Origin of the sequence: Micromonospora sp. NBC_01655, from assembly GCF_026339755.1 — a bacterium.
Classification (GTDB): domain Bacteria; phylum Actinomycetota; class Actinomycetes; order Mycobacteriales; family Micromonosporaceae; genus Micromonospora.
In genome coordinates, this window is record NZ_JAPEQF010000001.1 from 5,475,896 (window position 1) to 5,495,979 (window position 20,084).

General features: G+C 76.7%; 3 protein-coding genes. All 3 read right to left on the reverse strand.

Annotated features, from left to right (window positions below; all coding sequences use genetic code 11):
- Window positions 1–66: 66 nt before the first annotated feature.
- From OOK41_RS31975 to OOK41_RS24785, 3 genes are read right to left on the reverse strand one after another with little or no spacing between them, the layout of a single operon-like run.
- The gene (locus OOK41_RS31975) at window positions 67–5,538 is read right to left on the reverse strand and encodes a type I polyketide synthase (protein WP_323136228.1); all 5,472 of its coding nucleotides are present in this window, start codon (window positions 5,536–5,538) and stop codon (window positions 67–69) included.
- A gap of 25 nt (window positions 5,539–5,563) precedes the next feature.
- Window positions 5,564–15,016, reverse strand: a complete 9,453-nt coding sequence (locus OOK41_RS24780; RefSeq protein WP_266266884.1) for a type I polyketide synthase — start codon at window positions 15,014–15,016, stop codon at window positions 5,564–5,566.
- Between the two features lie 46 nt (window positions 15,017–15,062).
- The gene (locus OOK41_RS24785; RefSeq protein WP_266266885.1) at window positions 15,063–20,060 is read right to left on the reverse strand and encodes a type I polyketide synthase; all 4,998 of its coding nucleotides are present in this window, start codon (window positions 20,058–20,060) and stop codon (window positions 15,063–15,065) included.
- Window positions 20,061–20,084 lie beyond the last annotated feature (24 nt).

Genomic DNA, 20,084 nt, shown 5'->3' on the forward strand with positions numbered 1-20,084 from the left:
CATCTGTGGGACAGATATCTATCTTTGAATAGGGGGCGCTAGGGGGGCGGCAGGGGCACGGCGCCCTCAGAGGTCACGCCCGGTCAGCCACCCCTGCAGGGTCGCGGCGAGTTCCGGGCCCCGGTCGGCGACCATGCTGAAGTGGTCGCCGACCGCGTCCACCGTCTCGTGCGGGTACGGCCACCGGGACCGCCAGCCGTCGGGCTCCCCCGTCCACTGGCCCAGCGGCTCGCTGGCCCGCACCAGCAGGGTCGCCGACGTCATCGGGGCGGGCTGCCAGTCCAGGAACAGCGGCAGGTACCCGGCCCACGCGGTGGTCCGCCAGTCGTCCATCGGGGTGTACGCGCTGTCCCGGTCGGTCATCCCGTCGAGCAGCTCGGGCACCCAGCCGCCGAGCACCTCGCTGTCGGCGGGGTAGGTGTCCATCAGCATCACCGCGGCCGGCGGCCGGCCCTGGCGGTCCAGCTCGCGGGCGAGCACGTTGGCGACCATCGCACCGCCGGAGTGCCCGCCCAGCACGTACGGGCCGTCGCCGACGACGCGCAGCACCGTGTCGGCGTGCACCCGCAGCAGGGCGGCCAGGTCGGCGGGCAACTCCTCGCCCACCCCGAAGCCGGGATTGGGCAGCGCCCACACGTCGCGCAGGCCACGGAAGCCGGACGCGAGCCGGGCGTACTCGTGCGCGCCGGAGAGCAGCGACATGGTGCAGCAGAGGACCAGTGGCGCGCCGGCCCCGCCCTCGGCCAGCCGGAGGATCCCGGCCGGCCGGGAGAGCTGCCCGGGGTCGGTGAAGGACGGCCGGAACTGGGCGAGCTTGACCAGCAGCTCGGCGTAACCGGCCGAGTCCGCGCGGGCCTTGGGCTGGCTGAACAGCCCGCCGAGCAACCCGCCGCCGCCCTCCCCGGCGCCCTCTCCCGCGTCGCCCGCCGCGCCCGCGCCGAGAAGCTGGCCGAGCAGGTGCCGGGCCAGCGCCGTCGGAGTGGGGTGGTCGAACAGCAGGGTGGCGGACAGCTCCGCCCCGGTCTCCTGGCGCAGCGCGTCGCGCAGCTCTAGGGCGGTCAGCGAGTCGAAGCCGAGCTCCAGGAAGTCCCGATCGGCCTCGATCGCCCCGGGCGAGGCGTGCCCGAGCACCGTGGCCACCCGCGCCCGGACCAGGTCCAGCAGGATCCGCTGCCGGTCCGCGGCGGTGCTGCCGGTCAGCCGGGTCAGCAGCGCCCGGGCCGGGTCGCCGGCGTCGCCACCGGCCGGCCCGTCCGCCACGGCGGCGGCCGTCGCCTCGGGGACGCCCCGCAGCAGCGGACTGGGCCGTACCGCGGTGAAGGCCGGCACGAACGCGGGCCAGTCGATGTCGGCGACGGCGACCTGGTCGTCGCCCCGGCCCACGGCCTGCTGCAACGCGGCGACGGCCAGCTCGGCGTCGAGCGGCCGGACGCCCCGGCGGCGGAGCTGACCCGGCTCGGCGACCTCGTCGGCCCACGGCACCCAGGCCAGCACGGTGGCCGGCCGGCCGGCGGCCCGGCGGCGCGCGGCCAGCGCCTCCAGGCCCGCGCCGACGGCGGCCGTGACCGCCGCGCCGCCGCCACCCCAGGTGGCAGCGGTGGAGGTGAAGACCACGAACTCGTCGACGGGCCGGTCGGCGCAGGCGGAGTCGAGCAGCTCCACGGCGGCGACGCGGGCGGCGACGGCGGCGGCCAGCTCCGCCGGATCCAGGCCGGCGACCGGCTCGCCCGCTCCGCCGGCGTCGGCGACGTGGACGACCGTGCGGACCGGGTGGCCGGCGGCGGCGAGCCGGTCCAGCAGGTCGGGCAGCGCGGCGGGTTCGCCGATCGGGGTGACCTCGACGCCCCGTGCGGTCAGCTCGGCCGCCGCCTCGGCGGGCAGGGCCGCCCCGGTGAGCAGCAGGTGCGGCGCGCCCCGGTCGGCGAGCCAGCGCAGCACGTGCGGTCCGCGCGCGCCGGCCGCGCCGTCGACCAGCACCGCTCCCCTGGGACGCCAGTCCTCGTCGGCGGCGGCGGGACCGGTCGGTGCGGGTTCCAGCCGTCGCGCGTACACCCCGGCGGGCCGGACCGCGAGCTGGTCCTCGTCGCCCCCGGCCGCGACGAGCCGGGCCAGCGCCGCGAGGGCGGCGTCGTCCGGCGCAGCCGGCAGGTCGACGAGGCCGCCCCACAGCCGAGGCATCTCCAGCGCGAGCACCCGGCCCAGACCCCAGACGTACGCCCCGGCGACGTCCGGCGCGGGGTCGTCCGGGTCGACGGCGACGGCGCCCCGGGTCACGCACCACACCGGCGCGCCGAGGTCGGCCGCGCCCAGGGCCCGGACCAGCGCGGCGGTGCCGGCCAGCGCGGCGGTGCCGGCCGAGCCGCCCGCCGCGAGCAGCGACACCACGGCCGACGGGGCGTCCCCGGCGGGCAGGACGAGATCACCGGGGTCGTCGCCCACGGGCACCAGCACCGGCGACAGGCCCTCGGCGCGCAGCGCGGCCAGCACCGCGTCCGGGTCCGCGCCGGTCGGGGCGACCACGAGGCAGGGGCCGGCCGGCGGGGCGGGGGCGGCTGGCGGGGCGATCCGCGCCCAGCCGGCCCGGTACCGCAGGCCGTCCAGCTCGGTGCGGCGGCGCTGCCGGCCCCGGTACGCCCCGAGGACGGGCAGCAGCTCGGCCAGGGCGTCGCTCCGGTCTCCGTCGAGGCCGAGGACAGCGGCCAGCGCGGCGGGCTCGTCGGCCTCGACGGCGGCCCAGAAGTCCCCGTCCACGGCGTCCGCCGCCGGGGGCGGGGCGAGGCGGAACCCGGGCGGCTCCGGCCAGTACCGCTCGTGGTGGAAGGCGTAGGTGGGCAGGTCGACGCGGGCGGCGTCGGTGCCGGTGAACAGGGCGGGCCAGTCCACCGCCGCGCCCCGCAGGTCCACCGCGGCGAGGGCGGCGAGCAGCCCGGCCGCCTCCGGCTGGTCCCGGCGGGCCACCGGCACGAAGGCCGCCGCGTCGGCGTCGGGCAGGCACTCCCGGCCCAGCGCGGTGAGCGCGGCGTCCGGGCCCAGCTCCAGGAAGGTGCCCACCCCGGCAACGGCCAGGGTGGTCACGCCGTCGTGGAAGCGCACCGTGTCCCGGACGTGGTCGACCCAGTAGCCGGGGTCGGTGGCCTGCTCGGCGGTGAGCGTGTCGCCGGTGCGGTCGGAGACGACCGGCAGCCTCGGCGGGTGCCAGGTGACCTTCTCGGCGACCACCCGGAAGTCGGCCAGCATGGCGTCCATCCGGGCGGAGTGGAACGCGTGGCTGACCCGCAGCCGGCGGGTCCGCCTGCCCTGCGCGGCGAGGCGTTCGCCGGCCGCGAGCACGGCGTTGGCGTCGCCGGAGAGCACCACCGACGCGGGGCCGTTCACGGCGGCCAGGGCGACCCGGTCGTCGAGCAGGGGCGCCACCTCGGCCTCGGACGCCCGGACCGCCAGCATCGCCCCGCCGTCGGGCAGGGCCTGCATCAGCCGGCCCCGGGCGGCCACCAGGGTCGCCGCGTCGGCCAGTGACAGCACCCCGGCGACGTGCGCCGCGGCCAGCCCGCCGACGGAGTGCCCGAGCAGTTGCTGCGGGCGCAGCCCCCACGCGGTGACCAACCGGTACGCGGCCACCTCGTACGCGAACAGCGCCGGCTGGGTGAACTCGGTGCGGTCCAGCAGGGCCGCCTCGGGCGAGCCGGGGTCGGCGAAGACGACCTCGCGCAGCGGGCGGGCCAGGTGCCGGTCGAGTTCGGCGGCCACCTCGTCGAAGGCGGCGGCGAACACCGGGAACCGGCGGTGCAGCTCGGCGCCCATCCCGGGGCGCTGCGCGCCCTGGCCGGTGAAGAGGAAGGCGAGCTTGCCGGCCGGGCGGGCCACCCCCCGGGTCACGCCCGCGGCGGGCCGGTCCTCGGCGACGGCCCGCAGGCCGGCCCGCAGCGCGTCGGCGTCGGCGCCGGTCACGGCCGCCCGGTGCGGCAGCGCCGCCCGGGTGGTGACCAGCGAGTACGCCACGTCGGCCGGGGCCAGGTCGGGGTGGGCGGCCAGGTGCTCCAGCAGCCGCCCGGCCTGCCCCGCGAGGGCCGGCGCGGAGCGGGCGGAGACGATCCACGGCGCCGGTGGGGCGGGCGTCCCGGCCGGGACGGGGGGCGGCACGTCGGCGGGGTCGGGCTCCTCGATGATGGTGTGCGCGTTGGTGCCGCTGACCCCGAACGCGGACACCCCGGCACGGCGCGGCTGCCCGGTCGCCGGCCACGGGGTCGCCTCGGTGAGCAGGGACACCGCCCCGGCGGACCAGTCGACGTGCGGGGTGGGGCGGTCGACGTGCAGGGTGGGTGGCAGCATGCCGTGCCGCATGGCGTGGACCATCTTGATGATGCCGGCGACGCCGGCGGCGGCCTGGGTGTGGCCGATGTTCGACTTCACCGAGCCGAGCAGCAGCGGCCGGTCCGCCGGCCGACCCTGCCCGTACGTGGCCAGCAGCGCCTGCGCCTCGATCGGGTCGCCGAGGGTGGTGCCGGTGCCGTGCGCCTCCACCACGTCGACCTGGTCGGCGGTCAGCCCGGCGTTGGCCAGGGCCTGCCTGATCACCCGGCGCTGGGAGGGGCCGTTGGGGGCGGTGAGCCCGCTGCTGGCCCCGTCCTGGTTGACCGCGCTGCCGCGTACCACGGCGAGGACCCGGTGGCCGTTGCGGCGGGCGTCGGAGAGCCGCTCGACGAGCAGCATGCCGACCCCCTCGGACCAGCCGGTGCCGTCGGCGGCGGCGGCGAACGACTTGCACCGCCCGTCGTTGGACAGGCCGCGCTGGCGGGAGAACTCCACGAAGACCGTCGGGGTGGCCATCACCGACACCCCGCCGGCCAGCGCCAGGGTGCACTCGCCCAGCCGCAGCGCCTGGCAGGCCAGGTGCAGGGCGACCAGCGACGACGAGCAGGCGGTGTCCACGGTGACCGCCGGGCCCTCCAGCCCGAGCGCGTACGAGATCCGGCCGCTGGCCACGGCGGCGGCGCTGCCGGTGCCGAGGTACCCCTCGACGCCGCCGCCGACCCCGGACAGCAGGGCCGCGTAGTCGCCCTGGCTGCTGGTCGCCGCGTACACGCCGGTGGGCGCGCCGCGCAGCGTGGTCGGGTCGATCCCGGCCCGCTCGAACGCCTCCCACGCGGCCTCCAGCAGCAGCCGCTGCTGCGGGTCCATGGCCAGCGCCTCGCGGGGGCTGATGCCGAAGAACGCGGGGTCGAAGTCGCCGGCGGAGTAGAGGAACCCGCCCTCCCGCACGTACGAGGTGCCCCGGCTGTCCGGGTCGGTGTCGTACAGGGCGTCGAGGTTCCACCCCCGGTCGTCGGGGAACGGCGCCATCGCGTCGGCCCCGGCGGCGACCAGGTCCCACAACTGCTCCGGCGAGCGCACGCCGCCGGGGAACCGGCAGCTCATCCCGATGATCGCCACCGGTTCGCTGAGCGCGGCGGCGAGCTGCTGGTTCTGCTGCTTGAGCTTCTGGTTGTCGAGCAGGGACGCGCGCAGCGCGCTGACGACCTCGTCCAGTGAGACGCTCATCGGGGACTCCTTGCGGCCAGCCGGGTCACGAGTCGGAGCCTTCCAGGGCCATCCGGACCAGACCGGCGACGTCCAGTTCGCGGATCTCGGCCTCCGGCGCGGCCGGGACGGCCACCGGCGTGCCGGCGACCGGTCCCGCGGCGTGGGCCAGCTGGAGAAGCTGGTCGAGCAGCCCGGCCTGGCGTAGCTGGTCCAGCGGGATCGCGGCCAGCGCCCGGCGGACGGACGCCTCGTCGCCGTCGCCGTCGCCGGCCGCCGCGCCGGCGTCGGGGAACAGCTCCTCGTGGAGGTGGTCGGCCAGGCCGGCCGGGGTCGGGTAGTCGAAGACGACCGTGGTGGGCAGCTCGTGCCCGGTCGCCGCGGTGAGCAGGTTGCGCAGCTCCACGGCGGTCAGCGAGTCGAAGCCGAGGTCGAGGAAGCCCCGGTCGGTCTCGATCACGTCGCCGGAGGAGTGGCCGAGCACCTTCGCCGCGTCCACCCGCACCATCTCCAGCAGTGCCGCCCGTCGCTCCTCGCCGGGCAGCGCGCGCAGCCCGGCGAGCAGGTCCCGGGTGGCCGGCGCGGCCGGGGCGGGGCCGTCGGCGACGGTCTCCGTCAAAGCCCGCACGGCCGGCAGGTCGGCCAGCAGCGGGCTGGGCCGCAGCGCGGTGAACAGCGGCTGGAAGGTGGCCCAGTCGACGTCGACGACGGTGACGCAGACGTCCCCGGCGGCGAGCGCGTGCCGCAGCCCGGCCATCGCCACGCCCGGCGGCATCACCCGCAGGCCCCGGCGGCGAAGCTGCTCCGGCGCCCCGTCGTCGAACATGCCCGACTCGGTCCACGGCCCCCACGCCACCGAGGTGGCCGGCAGGCCCCGGCCGCGCCGCTGCTCGGCCAGCGCGTCCAGGTACGCGTTGCCGGCGGCGTACGCGCCCTGCCCGCCGCTGCCCCACACCGCCGCGATCGACGAGAAGAGCACGAACGCGTCCAGCTCGACGCCGTCGAGCAACTCGTCGAGCAACTCGGTGCCGACCAGCTTCGGGGCGACGACGTACGCGAGGTCCTCCAGGGTGGTGTCGGCCAGCGGCACCACCTCGCTGACCCCGGCGGCGTGCACCACCGCGCGCAGCGGCGGGCCCTCCCGCCGCAGCTCGGCGACGAGGTCGGTCATGGCGACCCGGTCGGCGGCGTCGCACCGGGCCACCCGGCCGGAGACGCCGAGGGCCTCCAGCTCGGCGAGCAGCTCTGCCGTGCCGGGGGTGTCTGCCCCGCGCCGGCTGGTCAGCACCACCCGCTCCGCGCCGGCGCCGGCCACCCAGCGGGCCAGGTGCCCGCCAAGCGCCCCGGTCCCGCCGGTGATCAGCACGGTGCCCCGGGGTTGCCACGGCGCGGGCTCCCCGGCGGTGACGGCCGGGGCGAGCCGGCGGACCAGCACGCCGGAGTCGCGGACGGCGAGCTGGTCCTCCGCCACGCCGCCGGTGAGGATGCCACCGAGGCGCATCGCCGTCCAGCTCTCCAGGGTGGCGGGCAGGTCGATCAGCCCAGCCCAGCGGGCGGGCTGCTCCAGCGCGGCCACCCGGCCCAGCCCCCACAGCATCGCCTGGCGGGGGTTGACCGGCACGTCGCCGTCGCCGACGCCGACCGCGCCCTGGGTCACGCACCACAACCGGGCCGCCGCGTCGGTGTCGGTGAGCTCCTGGAGGAGCTGCACGGTCGCGGCGAGGCCGCGGGGCAGCGCCGGGTGCTCGACCTGCGGGGCGTCGTCCAGGCCGAGGAAGGACAGGATCGACAGGGTCCCGGTGGCCCCGTCGAGCGCCTCGCCGAGCACGTCGGCGAGCTGGCCGCCCAGCTCGTCGGGGTCGGCGGCGGTGTCGACGGGCACGGTGGTCACGTCACCGCCGAGGGTCCAGGTGCAGGAGTTCAGGTCGGGGTCGTCGGCCCGGTCGGCGGGCAGCAGCACCAGCCAGGGGCCGCTGTCCTGCTCCGTCGGCGGGCCGGCGAGCGGTTCCCAGACCACCCGGTACCGGGCGCCGTCCACGAGGGAGCGTTCCCGGCCGCGCCGCCGCCACGCGGACAGGGCCGGCAGCACCGCCCCGAACGGCTGGTCGCGGTCCACGTCCAGCTCGCGGGTCAGCGACTCGAAGTCCTCGGCCTCGACCGCCGCCCAGAACCGGCGCTCGACCTCGGTGCTGTCGTCCTCGACGGCGGCCAGGGCGGCCCAGTCCGGCGGCTGCGGCCAGTAGCGCTGCCGGTCGAACACGTACGTGGGCAGGTCCATCGGCTGGGCGCCGGTGCCCTCGTACAGCACGGACCAGTCCGGGGAGACGCCGTGGGTGTGCAGCGCGGCGACGGCCCGCAGCAGGGCGGCCGGCTCCGGCCGGTCCCGCCGCAGGGTGGGTACGACCAGCGGGGCCCGGCCGCCGGCCGGGGCGTCCTCGGCGAGGACGGCCTGGGTGAGGGCGGTGAGCACCCCGTCCGGGCCGATCTCGACGTACCCGGTGCAGCCCTGGGCCCGCAGGGCCGTGACGGCGTCGGCGAAGCGCACGGCGTCGCGGGCGTGCCGCACCCAGTACGCCGGGGTGGCGAGTTCGGCCGGGTCGACCACCGCGCCGGTGACCGTGGAGACCATCGGCACGGTCGGGGTCCGCGGTTCCAGCCGGGCGGCGACGGCGGCGAGGTCGTCGAGCACCGGCTCCATCAGCGGGCTGTGGAACGCGTGGCTGACGGTCAGCCGCCGGATGCGTACGCCCCGGGCGGACCACTCGGCGGCCAGTTCCTCGACGGCGTCGCCGGCCCCGGAGAGCACCACGGCGGCAGGGCCGTTGACGGCGGCGACGGAGACCCGGTCGGCGCGGTCGCCGAGCGAGGCCAGCACGTCGGCCTCGGCGGCGGCGACGGCGAGCATCGCCCCGCCGTCCGGCAGCGCCTGCATGAGCCGGCCCCGGGCGGCGACCAGCTCGGCGGCCTCGGCCAGGGTGAGCAGCCCGGCGGCGTGGGCGGCGGCGAACTCGCCGATGGAGTGCCCGGCGACCACGTCGGGACGCACGCCCCACGCCTGCAACAGCCGGAACAGCGCCACCTCGACGGCGAACAGCGCCGGCTGGGTGTACTCGGTGCGGTCCAGCAGCTCCGCGTCGGCGGTGCCGGGCGAGGCGTTCAGCACCGGCCTCAGCGGCCCGGGCAGGTGCGGGTCGAGGACGGCGCAGGCCTCGTCGAGGGCGGCGGCGAAGGCCGGGAACGCGGCGGCCAGCTCGCGGCCCATTCCGGGCCGCTGCGCGCCCTGCCCGGAGAACAGGTACGCCACCTTCGGCCGGGGCGCGACCGCGCCGGTGACCACCAGCGGCGACTCCTCGCCCGCGCCGAGGGCGCGCAGCCCGGTGCGCAGCGCGATCCGGTCGGTGGCGAGGACGACGGCCCGGTGCTCCAGGGCGGCCCGGGACACCACGGACGACCAGCCGGCGTCGACCAGCGGCGGCGCCTCCGGCCCGGTGAGCCGGTCGGCCCACGGGCCGGCCTGGGCGGCCAGCGCGGACGCGGTGCGCGCCGACAGCAGCACCGGCACCACCGGCAGCCGGTCCGGGTCCCCGGCCGGCTCGGTCGGGACGGGCAGTTCGGGGGCCTGCTCCAGGATGGTGTGCGCGTTGGTGCCGCTGATCCCGAAGGAGGAGACGGCGGCCCGCCGGGGGCGGCCGGTGACCGGCCAGATCCGGCCCTCGTCGAGCAGCTCGACCGCGCCGACGCTCCAATCCACCTGGTCGGTCGGCTCGTCGACGTGCAGGGTCTGCGGCAGGTAGCCGTACCGCAGGGCCAGGACCATCTTGATGATGCCGGCGACCCCGGCGGCGGCCTGGGTGTGCCCGATGTTCGACTTGATCGAGCCGAGCCAGAGCGGCTGGTCGGCCGGCCGCTCCCGGCCGTACGTGGCGAGCAGGGCCTGCGCCTCGATCGGGTCGCCGAGCCTGGTGCCGGTGCCGTGCGCCTCGACGGCGTCCACGTCGGCGGGGGTGAGGCCGGCGTTGGCCAGGGCCTGCCGGATCACCCGCTGCTGCGAGGGCCCGTTCGGGGCGGTGAGGCCGTTGGACGCGCCGTCCTGGTTGACGGCGCTGCCCCGGATCACCGCGAGCACGGGGTGGCCGTTGCGCTGGGCGTCGGAGAGCCGCTCGACCAGCAGCACGCCGAGGCCCTCGCCCCAGCTCGTGCCGTCGGCGGCGGAGGCGAACGCCTTGACCCGGCTGTCCGGGGCCAGCCCCCGCTGCCGGCTGAAGCCCACGAACACCCCGGGGGTGGACATCACGGTGACGCCACCGACGAGGGCGAGCGAGCACTCCGCCTGGCGCAGCGCCTGGCAGGCCCAGTGCAGCGCGACCAGCGACGAGGAGCAGGCGGTGTCCACCGAGACGGCGGGCCCCTCCAGGCCGAGGGTGTACGACACCCGGCCGGAGAGCACGCTGCCGGCGTTGCCGGTCATCAGGTGCCCCTCGGCGCCCTCGGCGCTGTACATCAGGTTCCGGTAGTCCTGGTAGTTGGTGCCGACGAAGACCCCCGTGGGGCTGCCGCGCAGCGCCTGCGGGTCGATGCCGGCCCGCTCGATGACCTCCCAGGACGCCTCCAGCAGCAGCCGCTGCTGCGGGTCCATGGCCAGGGCCTCGCGGGGGCTGATGCCGAAGAAGCCGGCGTCGAAGTCGGCGACCCCGGTGACGAAGCCGCCTTCGCTCGCGTAGCTGGTGCCCTCGTTCTCCGGGTCGGAGTCGAACAGCCGGTCGAGGTCCCAGCCCCGGTCGGTGGGGAACTCGCCGATCGCGTCGCCGCCCGCGGCGAGGAGCTGCCACAGCCGTTCCGGGTCGTCCGCCCCGCCGGGGAGGCGGCAGCTCATCGCCACGATGGCGATCGGGTCGTCGTCGACGCCCGGGGCGGCCGGTGCGGGGGTGGCCACGTCCGACACGGCCCCGGTGAGCAGCTCGTCCAGGTGCGTGGCGAGCACCGTCGGGTTCGGGTAGTCGAAGGCGAGCGTCGCGGGCAGCCGCAGGTCGGTGGCGGTGGCCAGGAAGTTGCGCATGTCGACCGCGGTCAGCGAGTCCAGGCCCAGGTCCCGGAAGGGCCGGGTGGCCGGGATGTCGTCGGCCGCGCCGTAGCCCAGCGCGGCCGCCGCGCACTGGCGGACCAGTTCCAGCAGCGCCTCGGCACGCTCCGCCGGGGTGAGCCCGGCGAGCCGGCGGGCCAGCGCCCCCGACGGGGCGGCCGGCTCCTCCTCGGTGGCCTCCGGCGTGGCCTCCCGGGCCGCCTCGCGCACCTCGGCGAGGTCGCCGATCAGCGGGCTGGGCCGGACCAGGGTGAACGCGGGGGCGAACCGGCCCCAGTCGATGTCGGCGATCAGGGTGGTGGTCTCGTCCCGGCGCAGCGCCCGGGCCAGGGCCTCGACGGCCAGGTCGGGGTCCATGCCGACCATGCCGCCCCGGCGCAGCCGCTGCTGGGCGCGCTCGTTGTCGGCGGGCAGGCCGGCCCCGCTCCACGCGCCCCAGGCCACGGAGAGGGCGGGCCGGCCCTCGGCCCGGCGTCGCTCGGCGAGGGCGTCGAGGTAGGCGTTCGCGGCCCCGTACGCGCCCTGCCCGGCGTTGCCGGTGGTGCCGGCGACCGAGGAGAACAGCACGAAGGCGTCCAGGTCCAGGTCGCGGGTCAGCTCGTCCAGGTGGGCGGCGGCGAGGCACTTGGGGGCGGCGACGGTGTGCAGGCGCTGCGCGGTGGCGGTGTCCACGATGCCGTCGTCGAGGACGGCGGCGGTGTGCAGCACGGCGCTCAGCGGGGCGTCCCCGTCGACCGTGGCCACCAGGTCGGCGAGCTGCGCCCGGTCGGCGACGTCGCAGCGGGCCACGGTGACCCGTACGCCGAGGTCGGTCAGCTCCGCCTCCAGCTCGGCGGCGCCCGGCGCGTCCGGGCCGCGCCGGCTGGCCAGCAGGACGTGCGCGGCACCGGAGCGGGCCGCCCAGCGGGCCAGGTGCCCGCCCAGGCCGCCGGTGCCGCCGGTGATCAGCACGGTGCCGCGCAGCCGCCAGCCGTCGTCGGTCGGCTCGCCGGACGCGGTCGGCTCGGGCTCGGTGATCCGGGTGAGCCGGCGGGCGAAGACCCCGGAGTCGCGGACGGCGAGCTGGTCCTCGCCGCCGTTGTCGCCGAGCGCCGCGCAGAGCCGCACCCCGGTCCAGGGGTCGAGGAGGTCCGGCAGGTCGACCAGGCCGGCCCAACGACCGGGGTGTTCGAGGGCGACCGCGCGACCGAGGCCCCAGACGGCGGCGGCGGCCGGGCTCGGCGCCGGGTCCCCGGCGTCGATGGCGACGGCCCGCCGGGTGGCGCACCACAGCGGCGCCTCGACGTCGAGCGATCCGAGCGCCTGCACCAGCAGGACCGTCCCGGTGACGCCCAGCGTGGTGGCGGGGTGGTCGGGGTGCGCCCGCTCGTCGAGGCCGAGCAGCGACAGCACCGAGGCGGGTCCCTCGTCGGGCAGCGCGTCGCGCAGCAGGTCGGCCAGTGCCGCCGCGTCGGCGGTGGTGTCCACCTCGACGGGTACGGCGTCCACGCCGACGCTGCCGAGCGCGGAGAGCACGTCCTGGACCAGCGGCTCCTCGTCCAGCCCGGCGGGAACCGGGACCAGCCAGGTGCCGGCGAGCCGGTCCAGCGGCAGGTCGGGCAGGGCGTTCCAGGTGACCCGGTAGCGCCACCGGTCGATGTCCGGCTCGTCGTCGGCGCGGGCGAGGAACAGCGGCGGCGCCGGCCAGTACCGGTGGTGGTCGAAGGCGTACGTGGGCAGGTCGACGGTGGCCGTGGCGGCGAGGACCTTCGTGAGGTCGACGGGCAGGCCGACGGCGTGCGCGGTGGCCAGGTTGGTCAGCAGCCGGGTCGCGTCGTCGTCGCCCCGGCGCAGGCTGCCCAGGGTGTGCCCGGTGGCGCCGGTGTCGTCGAGGATCGCCGTCACCGGCATGGTCAGCACCGGATGCGGGCTGATCTCCACGAAGGCGCGGTGACCGGCGGCGATCGCCACCCGCACCGCCGCGTCGAACTGCACGGTCTGCCGCAGGTTGTCGTACCAGTACTGCGCGCCCATCGAGGCCGGGTCGACCCAGTCCCCGGTCAGCGTGGACACCAGCCGGACGTCGCCGGCCCGCGGGGCCACGTCGGCCAGGTCGGCGCGCAACTGCTCGGCGACCTGCTGCACCGACGCGGAGTGCGACGCGTAGTCCACCGGGATCAGCCTTGCCCGGAGCCCCTCGTCGGTGCACGCCCGCACCAGGTCGGCCACCGGCTGCGGCGGCCCGGACACCACGACGGTCGCCGGGCCGTTCACCGCCGCCACCCCGACGCCGGGGAACTGCGCGAGGCGGGCGGTGACCGCCTCGGCGGACAGGTCCACCGAGGCCATCGTCCCCGTGCCCCGCAGCACCGCCAGGGCACGGGACCGCAGCGCCACCGTCTTCGCCGCGTCGTCCAGGGACAGGATCCCCGCGACGCAGGCCGCGCCGATCTCGCCCTGCGAGTGCCCGATGACCGCCTGCGGGACCACCCCCGCCTGCCGCCAGACGGCCGCCAGGGCGATGCCGACGGCCCACAGCACCGGCTGGACGACCTCGACCCGGTCCAGCCACGACTCGTCGTCGCCGGTCAGGACGGAGACGAGATCCACGTGCAGGTAGGGGGCCAGGGCCCGCTGGCACTCGGCCAGCTTCGCGTCGAACACCGGCGTCCGGCCGACCAGGCCGGCCGCCATCCGCGCCGACTGCGCACCCTGCCCGGGGAACACGAACACCGGTCCCGCCCCCGGACCCGCCGCCGCGCCGGAGACCACGTTGCCGGCCGGGGAACCGGCCGCGACGGCGTTCAGGCCGGCCAGCAGCTCCTCGGCACTCGACCCGACCACGGCGGCCCGCTGCTCGAACGTCGACCGGGTGGCGGCCAGGGACCAGCCCACCGCCGCCGGGTCGAGGCCGTCACGCTCCCGCACGTACGACGCCAACCGGGCGGCCTGACCGGCGAGGGCGGCCCTCGACCGGGCCGACACCGGCCACACCGTCACGCCCGAGGCGACCAGCCCCGGAGCCGACCCGGCGGCGACCGGCTCCGCCGGCGCGTCGTCGGCCTGCTCGATGATCACGTGCGCGTTGGTGCCAGAGATGCCGAACGACGACACCGCGGCCCGCCGGGCCCGGCCCGTCTCGGGCCACGGCCGCGCCTCGGTGGTCAGCTCCACCGCGCCGGCCGTCCAGTCGATGTGCGGGGACGGCTCGTCGACGTGCAGGGTGGCGGGCACGATCCCGTGCCGCATGGCCAGCACGACCTTGATCACCCCGGCGACCCCGGCGGCGGCCTGCGCGTGGCCGATGTTCGACTTCACGGAGCCGAGCAGCAACGGGCCGGTGTCGCCCCGGTCCTGCCCGTACGTGGCCAGCAGCGCCTGCGCCTCGATCGGGTCGCCCAGCGTGGTGCCCGTGCCGTGCGCCTCGACCACGTCCACGTCGGCCGTGGACAGCCGGGCCGAGGCGAGGGCCTGGCTGATCACCCGCTGCTGCGCCGGCCCGTTCGGCGCGGTCAGCCCGTTGGACGCGCCGTCCTGGTTGACGGCGGAGCCGCGGACCACGGCGAGGACCCGCCGGCCGTTGCGGCGGGCGTCCGACAGCCGCTCGACCATCAGCCAGCCGACGCCCTCGGAGAACCCGGCGCCGTCGGCAGCGGCGGCGAAGGACCGGCACCGCCCGTCCGGCGAGAGGGCGCGCTGCCGGCTGGAGCCGATGTAGAGCCCCGGGGTGGCCATCACGGTCACCCCGCCGGCCAGGGCCAGGTCGCACTCCCCCGCCCGCAGCGCCTGCACCGCGAGGTGCAGCGCCACGAGCGACGACGAGCAGGCCGTGTCGATGGAGACAGCCGGGCCCTCCAGCCCGAGGGTGTACGACACCCGGCCGGACGCGACGGCCGCCGCGCCGCCGGTCATCGAGTGCCCCTCGTCGCCGTCCGGCGACATCATCAGCAGGGTGCCGTAGTCCTGCCCGTTGGTGCCGACGAACACCCCGGTCCGGCTGCCGCGCAGTGTGGCCGGGTCGATCCCGGCGGCCTCGACCACCTCCCAGGACGTCTCCAGCAGCAGCCGCTGCTGGGGGTCCATGGTGAGCGCCTCGCGGGGCGAGATACCGAAGAAGGCGGAGTCGAAGTCCCCGGCCCCGTCGACGAACCCGCCCTCCCGGGCGTACGAGGTGCCCGGGTGGTCGGGGTCGGGGTGGTAGAGCCGCTCCAGGTCCCAGCCCCGGTCGGCGGGGAAGGGGGCGACGGCGTCCCGGCCGTCCCGCAGCAGGTCCCACAGTTCGTCGGGGTTGCGCACCCCGCCGGGCAGCCGGCAGCTCATCGCCACGATCGCCACGGGCTCCAGTTCCTGGGACTGGACCTCGCTGAGCCGGCGGCGGGTGTCGTGGAGATCCGCCATGACCCGCTTGAGGTAGTCGCGGAGCTTGTCTTCATTGGCCATCGGAGTGCCGCTTCCTCGGGAGGGACGGGAGAGAGCCGGAGCGGGGTCAGGAAATGCCGAGGTCCTTGTCCACCATCGCGAACAGTTCGTCGTCGGTGGCGTCGTCGAGGTGCCGGCCGATGTCGGCGCCGCCGCTGTCCTGGCCGAGCCGGGAGAGCATCGCCTGGAGGCGTACGGTGGCCCGCACCCGCGCCGCCTCGTCGCGCGCCACCACGTCGAGGCTGTCGGCGATCCGGTCGAGGTCGTCGAGGAGGGCGGTCGGGGTGACCACGTCGTCGTGGGCGACCTCGGCGAAGAGGTACTCCGCCAGCGTCGTCGGGGTCGGGTAGTCGAAGACCAGGGTCACCGGCAGGGCCACCCCGGTGGCCGTGCCGAGGCGGTTGCGCAGCTCGACGGCGGTGACGGAGTCGAAGCCCAGCTCCCGGAACGCCCGGTGCTCGTCCACCGACTCGGCGGACGCGTAGTTGAGCACGGCGGCGACCTGGCTGCGCACCAGGCCGAGCAGCACGGCGAGCCGCTCGGCGGCGGGCAGCCCGGCGAGCCGGTCCTGCAACGTGTCCGGGCCGTCGCCGGCCGCCACGCCGGCGACCGTCTCGGCGGTGGCGAGCCGGCGGACGTCCGGCAGGTCGCCGATCAGCGGGCCGGGCCGGGTGGCGGTGAACGCGACGGCGAACCGCTCCCAGGCGATGTCGGCGATGGTGAGGAACGCCTCGCCGTGGTCCACGGCCTGGTGCAGCGCGGCGATGGCCGCCTCGGGGGTCATCTCCGGTACGCCGTGCCGGTGCAGCAGCTCGCCGAGCGGCCCGTCGGCCATGCCGCCGCCGGCCCAGGCACCCCAGGCGATGGAGGTGGCGGGCAGGCCGAGGCCGCGCCGGTGCTGGGCGAGCGCGTCGAGGAACGCGTTGCTCGGGGCGTAGTTGCCGACGCCGGAGCTGGCCACGCTGCCCGCGAACGACGAGAACATGATGAACGCGGACAGGTCCAGGTCGAGGGTCAGTTCGTGCAGGTTGTACGCGACGTCGACCTTGGCCTGGAGCACCCGCTCGATCTGCTCCGGCCGGATGTCGTTGATCATGGCGTCGTCCAGCACGGCGGAGGCGTGCACGACCGTGGTGAGCGGGTACTCGGCGGGGATCGCGTCGATCAGGTCGGCCAGCGCGTCCCGGTCGGAGGCGTCGCACCCGACCACGGTGGCCTGGGCGCCCAGCTCGGTGAGGTCGTCGACGAGCTGCCGCGCGCCCGGCGCGGCCATGCCCCGCCGGCTGACGACGACGATGTTCTCCACGCCGCTGCGGGCCAGCCAGCGGGCGGCGTGCCCGCCGAGCGCGCCGGTGCCGCCGGTGACCAGGGCCGTGCCGAACGGCTGCCACGGGTTCGCGGGCTGGCTGTCGCCGAGCGGGACCCGGGTGAGCCGGCGGGCGAGCACGCCGCCGGGGCGTACCGCGATCTGGTCCTCCTCCCCGGCGGTGGTGAGGGCCGCGACCAGCAGGCCGGCGGAGCGCTCGTCGACGGCCTCGGGCAGGTCCACGAGGCCGCCCCAGCGCTGCGGGTGCTCCAGCGCGGCGACCCGGCCGAAGCCCCAGACCAGCGACTGCACCGGGGAGCGCAGCAGGTCGGCCCGGCCGACGGACGCGGCACCGGAGGTGACGCTCCACATCGGGGCGCGCAGGCCGACGTCGCCGAGGGCCTGGAACAGCGCGACGGTGGCGGCGAAGCCGCCGGGCACGGACGGGTACAGCGGGTGGATCAGCTCGTCGAAGGCGAGCAGCGAGACCACGCCGGCCACCTCGGCGGCCCCGCCGTCGCCGCCGGGCGCGGCGGCGAGCGCCTCCCGCAGCAACTTGCCGAGCAGGTCACGGTCGACGTCGGCGGTGGAGACGGGCACCGGGACGAGGGTCGCGCCGGCCGCGGTGAACGCCTCGACGCAGGCGTCCTGCCAGGGCTCGACGATGTCGCCGGTCGGCAGGACGACGACCCAGGTGCCGGTCATGCCCCGATTGGCGACGCCGGTCAGCGGCTTCCAGGTGTCCTGGTAGCGCCAGCCGTCGATGTCGGACTGCCGGCGGCGCTGCCGGCGCCACGAGGTCAGCAGCGGCAGGGCCGGGAGCAGCGCGTCGAGGGCCTGGTCCGCCGGGGTGTCCTCGGTGGCGATGGTCTCGGCGAGGGCGGTGAGGTCACCGCGTTCCACGGCGGCCCAGAAGCTGGCGTCGCTCGGGTCGGCCGCCGCCTGCTGGAGCAGGCTCTCCAGGTCGGGGCCGCCGCTGCCGTCCAGCCAGAACCGCTGGTGGTCGAAGGCGTACGTGGGCAGCGGCGCCAGCCCGGTCTCGGCGAGGACGTTCGCCAGGTCGACGGGCAGGCCGACGGCGTGCGCGGTGGCCAGGTTGGTCAGCAGCCGGGTCGCGTCGTCGTCGCCCCGGCGCAGGCTGCCCAGGGTGTGCCCGGTGGTGCCCGTGTCGTCGAGGATCGCCGTCACCGGCATGGTCAACACCGGATGCGGGCTGATCTCCACGAACGTGGAGTGTCCCGCCGCGATGGCGACCCGCACGGCGGCGTCGAACTGCACGGTCCGGCGCAGGTTGTCGTACCAGTAGTCGGCGGTCATCGACGCCGGGTCGGCCCAGTCCCCGGTCAGCGTGGACACGAGACGGGTGTGCCCGGCCTGCGGTGACACGTCGGCCAGGTCGGTGCGCAACTGCTCGGCGACCTCCTGCACCGACGCGGAGTGCGACGCGTAGTCCACCGGGATGAGCCGGGCGCGGACGCCCTCGGCCTGGCATGCCTCGACCAGGTCGGCGACGGGCTGCGGCGGGCCGGACACCACGACGGTGGCCGGGCCGTTGACCGCCGCCACCCCGACTCCCGGGAAGGCCGCCAGGCGGGCGGTGACCGCGTCGGCGGACAGGTCCACCGACGCCATCGTCCCGGTGCCGCGCAGCACGGCGAGGGCGCGGGAGCGCAGGGCGACCGTCTTCGCCGCGTCGTCGAGGGTCAGGATGCCGGCGACGCAGGCGGCGCCGATCTCGCCCTGCGAGTGGCCGACGACGGCGTCCGGGACGACGCCGGCCGCGCGCCACACGGCGGCGAGGGCGATCCCGACGGCCCACAGCACCGGCTGGACGACCTCGACCCGGTCCAGCCACGACTCGTCGTCGCCGGTGAGCACCGCGACGAGGTCCACGTCGAGGTGGGGGGCGAGGGCCCGCTGGCACTCGGCGAGCCTGCCGTCGAACACGGGGGACCGGCCGACGAGGCCGGCGGCCATCCGGGCCGACTGGGCGCCCTGGCCGGGGAAGACGAAGACGGGACCGGCGCCGGAGCCGGTGACCGTACCGGTGACGAGGTTGCCGGCCGGCTGGCCGGCGGCCAGGGCGTCCAGCCCGGCCAGCAGTTCCTCGGCGGCCGTGCCGACGACGGCGGCGCGGTGGTCGAACGTGGACCGGGTGGTGGCCAGGGACCAGCCGACCGCCGCCGGGGCGAGGTCGCCGTGCTCGCGCACGTGCCGCGCGAGCCGGGCGGCCTGGCCGGCGAGGGCGGCCTTCGACCGGGCCGACACCGGCCAGACCGTCGCGTCGGAGGCGATCAGACCGGGCCGGTGCGCGGGCTCGACGGTGGTGGCCTCGACGGCCCCCTCCCCGTCGACGGTGTCCGGGCCGGCGACGCGGGGCCGGTACTCCTCCAGGATCACGTGGGCGTTGGTGCCGCTCACCCCGAACGAGGAGACGCCGCCACGGCGGGGCCGGTCCAGTTCCGGCCACGGCTTCGACTCGGTGAGCAGCGACACCGCCCCGGCGGTCCAGTCCACGTGCTGCGACGGCGCGTCGATGTGCAGGGTCTCCGGCATGACGCCGTTGCGCAGCGCCATCACCATCTTGACCATCCCGGCGACGCCGGCGGCGCTCTGCGTGTGGCCGATGTTCGACTTCACCGAGCCGAGCCACAGCGGCCGGTCGGCGGGGCGGTCCTGCCCGTACGTGGCGATGAGCGCCTGCGCCTCGATCGGGTCGCCGAGGGTGGTGCCGGTGCCGTGCGCCTCGACCATGTCGACGTCGGCGGCGCCGAGCCGGGCGTTGGCGAGGGCCTGCCGGATGACCCGCTGCTGGGAGGGGCCGTTGGGGGCGGTGAGTCCGTTGGACGCGCCGTCCTGGTTGAGGGCGCTGCCCCGGATCACGGCGAGGACCGGGTGGCCGTTGCGCTCGGCGTCGGCGAGCCGCTCCACGACGAGCACGCCGCCGCCCTCGCCCCAGCCGGTGCCGTCGGCGCCGTCCGCGAACGCCTTGCACCGGCCGTCGACGGACATGCCGCGCTGTCGGGAGAAGACGACGAAGACGCCGGGGGTGGCCATCACGGTGACGCCGCCGGCGATGGCGAGGTCGCACTCGCCCCGGCGCAGCGCGTTCACGGCGAGGTGCAGGGCGACCAGGGACGACGAGCAGGCGGTGTCCACCGTGACGGCCGGGCCGTTGAGGCCGAGGGTGAACGAGATCCGGCCGGACGCGACGCTGGTGGTGTTGCCGGTGCCGAGGTACATGTCGACGCCCTCGGGCACGTGCGGCAGCCCGATGCCGTAGTTGGAGGTGCTCAGCCCGACGAAGACGCCGGTGGAGCTGCCGCGCAGCGACAGCGGGTCGATGCCGGCCCGCTCGACGGCCTCCCAGGACGTCTCCAGCAGTAGCCGCTGCTGCGGGTCCATGGCCAGGGCCTCGCGCGGCGAGATGCCGAACAGGGTCGGGTCGAAGTCACCGGCGCCGTCGAGGAACCCGCCGACCCGGGTGTAGCTCTTGCCCGGCTTGTTCGGGTCCGGGTCGTAGAGCGCCTCCAGGTCCCAGCCCCGGTCGCCCGGGAACTCGGTGAGGGCGTCCCGGCCGTCGGCGACGAGCTCCCACAGGTCCTCAGGCGACCGGACGCCACCGGGGAAGCGGCAGCTCATCGAGACGATGGCCAGCGGCTCCTGGTCGCGCGCCTCGACGGTCTGCAGCCTGCGCTTGGTGTCGTGCAGGTCGGCGGTCACCCGCTTGAGGAAGTACCGCAGCTTGTCGTCGCTCATGAGGTCGCACCTGCCTCGATCCGG

Coding starts and splice junctions, on each gene's coding strand:
- OOK41_RS31975 (WP_323136228.1), bottom strand. CDS start 5,538: ATGAGCGTCTCACTGGACGAGGTCGTCAGCGCGCTGCGCGCGTCCCTG.
- OOK41_RS24780 (WP_266266884.1), bottom strand. CDS start 15,016: ATGGCCAATGAAGACAAGCTCCGCGACTACCTCAAGCGGGTCATGGCG.
- OOK41_RS24785 (WP_266266885.1), bottom strand. CDS start 20,060: ATGAGCGACGACAAGCTGCGGTACTTCCTCAAGCGGGTGACCGCCGAC.